Raw genomic sequence first — 2,134 nt, forward strand, 5'->3', positions numbered from 1 at the left:
TGTCAAGGGCAGTTTAAAAATGTAGGTTTTCGGCAGAAAGAAATGTAGGTTTTCGGCAGTTACTTGAGGCCACGTAATCGGTAAGATTTACCAGTGATCTTCACTACGTGAACATGATGAACCAAGCGATCGAGAATGGCTGCTGTCACAGTTGGGTTCTGGAAAATATCAACCCAAGCGGATAGATCACTATTGCTGGTAATGATCGTTGAATGCTTTTCATAGCGGGCATTGACTAGCTGAAATAAGAGGTTAGCTTCTTGGTGACCAATTGGCAAATACCCAATTTCATCAATAATTAATAGGTCATAGCGCGAATAGCGGCTTAGAGATCGATCAAGCAGTCCTTTTTCGTAAGCTGCTCTCAATCTAATCAACAGCTCATGACAATTAATAAAGAGAACCCGACAGCCCTGTTTACAGGCCTCAATCCCAATACTAATTGCCAAGTGGGTTTTACCGACTCCCGGATTGCCAATAAAGATTAAGTTTTCAGACTTTTCCATAAAAGCCAGATTCTGGAATTCCAGAACCTCTTGGCGATTAATACTGGGTTGAAAGCTAAAATCAAATGTATCTAGGGATTTTGTATTGGGGAACCGAGCACGGCCAATGGCCCGTGCAATCTGACCTTCGTGTCGATTCTGGAGTTCCGAATTAGTTAAATCAATTAGCGCCTCAGTTAATGACAGATTATCAGTGTGAATTTGATCAAGGTAATTCGGCAAGTATTCACGGATTTTGTTTAACCCTAAGCGCTCAAGATTATTTAAAAGAATTTGATTATTAGTGGTCATGGTAGCCTCCTATAAGTTGTCGTAATCAGTCATATGTTCACGAATGTAAGCTGAAATGTCTTCATCTGTCCGCCCTTTAAGCAAATCAGATTTGAGGATATTGAACTGATCTTGGGGGTCATAATTCAGCGAATTGGTAGTTATGGAGTGCGTACGAATTTCTTCTCCGTTATAATAAATGTGGATGCGCTGCTCATCATTGGAGATTTCAACAGCAACCGTACAACCAATGTATCGCGGATCTACTGAGTACTTACATTTGCGGAAATTGATCATGGCCTCCTTCGAAACGACACGGGTAATGTTTTCTTCGAAGTATGGTTCAAGGAGATTAACTGGAACGCGATGAAGGTACTCTTTTTCTTCGTCTAACCATTTCAGGTACGGGACTTCGTCCGTGGCCTGCGAAGTTTCATGATTTAGATCATCTCGGAGCATATGAACTAGTTCGATTAGCTCAGTTCCATCAGCAAATTCAGTATTGTATGGCCGTAAACGTTCAACCGTGCGAGCAAGGGCTTCAACTGCACCTTTAGTTTGTGGTCTGAATGGTCGACAAGCAATTGGTGTGAAACCGGCATCTTTACAGAATTCGTGGAACCGTTCGTTAAAGACAGCGTGGCCAAACTGGGATTTTGTATGATCCACAACGGTTTTCATATTATCAAACCAGATTTCCGTCGGAATACCTCCGGTATGAAGGAAAGCGTCGTGTAAGCAAGAAAAGAGGGTATCTTGGCTCCGATCAAAGGTTAGTGTCATATATTTGAGTTTTGAATAAGGCAATACATACAAGAAAATATTGAATTTAAACAGCTCACCCTCGCTGCTCACTAGGGCCATTTCTTCTTTCCAGTCAACTTGAGCAGAGAGACCAGGGGAATGTTCAATCCGAATGGTAGCTTTCTTAACTCGTTCTCGGCGGGTTTGGCGACAATAATCTTTCACGAGGGTATAGCTGCCGGTAAAGCCCTTCTTCTGGATAAATTTAAAAATTGAAGCAGCCGAACAATTTAGTTCAAGCTTTGAATCGATGGTTTGCTTGAATGGATCCAGTAAACTTGGCCGTTTCGGTCGACCACTTGGTCGGCCCTTAAGTCCAGCTTTGACTTCCTCATAGGCTTTCTTAACGGTTCGATAATCAACATTATATTGCCGGGCAATCTCGGCGAAGTTAGGCTTAATATTTTCAGTCACGTAAATCGTCACTCCTTCTCTTAAATCACGTCTCACATCAAATTCCTCCTACACTCTGATGTGATTCATGATACAAAAAATGTAGGAAAACCAACAGTTCTAACCTGCCGTTTTCCTACATTTTACGGGTGCCTTTTACA

Annotated in this window: 2 protein-coding genes; both read right to left on the minus strand. The window is 41.9% G+C overall.

All coding sequences use genetic code 11. The features are described 5' to 3' along the window. Positions 1 to 59 precede the first annotated feature (59 nt). Positions 60 to 797 (minus strand): IS21-like element helper ATPase IstB, encoded by a 738-nt coding sequence (istB, locus tag FD12_RS07700; protein ID WP_003555349.1) that lies wholly within the window; start codon positions 795 to 797, stop codon positions 60 to 62. Between the two features lie 9 nt (positions 798 to 806). Continuing rightward, entirely contained in the window at positions 807 to 2,030 is a 1,224-nt protein-coding gene (gene istA / locus FD12_RS07705) for an IS21 family transposase (RefSeq protein ID WP_003555353.1), read from the minus strand. Positions 2,031 to 2,134: the final 104 nt, after the last annotated feature.

Origin of the sequence: Lentilactobacillus rapi DSM 19907 = JCM 15042 (assembly GCF_001436255.1) — a bacterium.
In the GTDB taxonomy this organism is placed as follows: Bacteria; Bacillota; Bacilli; order Lactobacillales; family Lactobacillaceae; genus Lentilactobacillus; species Lentilactobacillus rapi.

Coding starts and splice junctions, on each gene's coding strand:
- istB (WP_003555349.1), bottom strand. CDS start 797: ATGACCACTAATAATCAAATTCTTTTAAATAATCTTGAGCGCTTAGGG.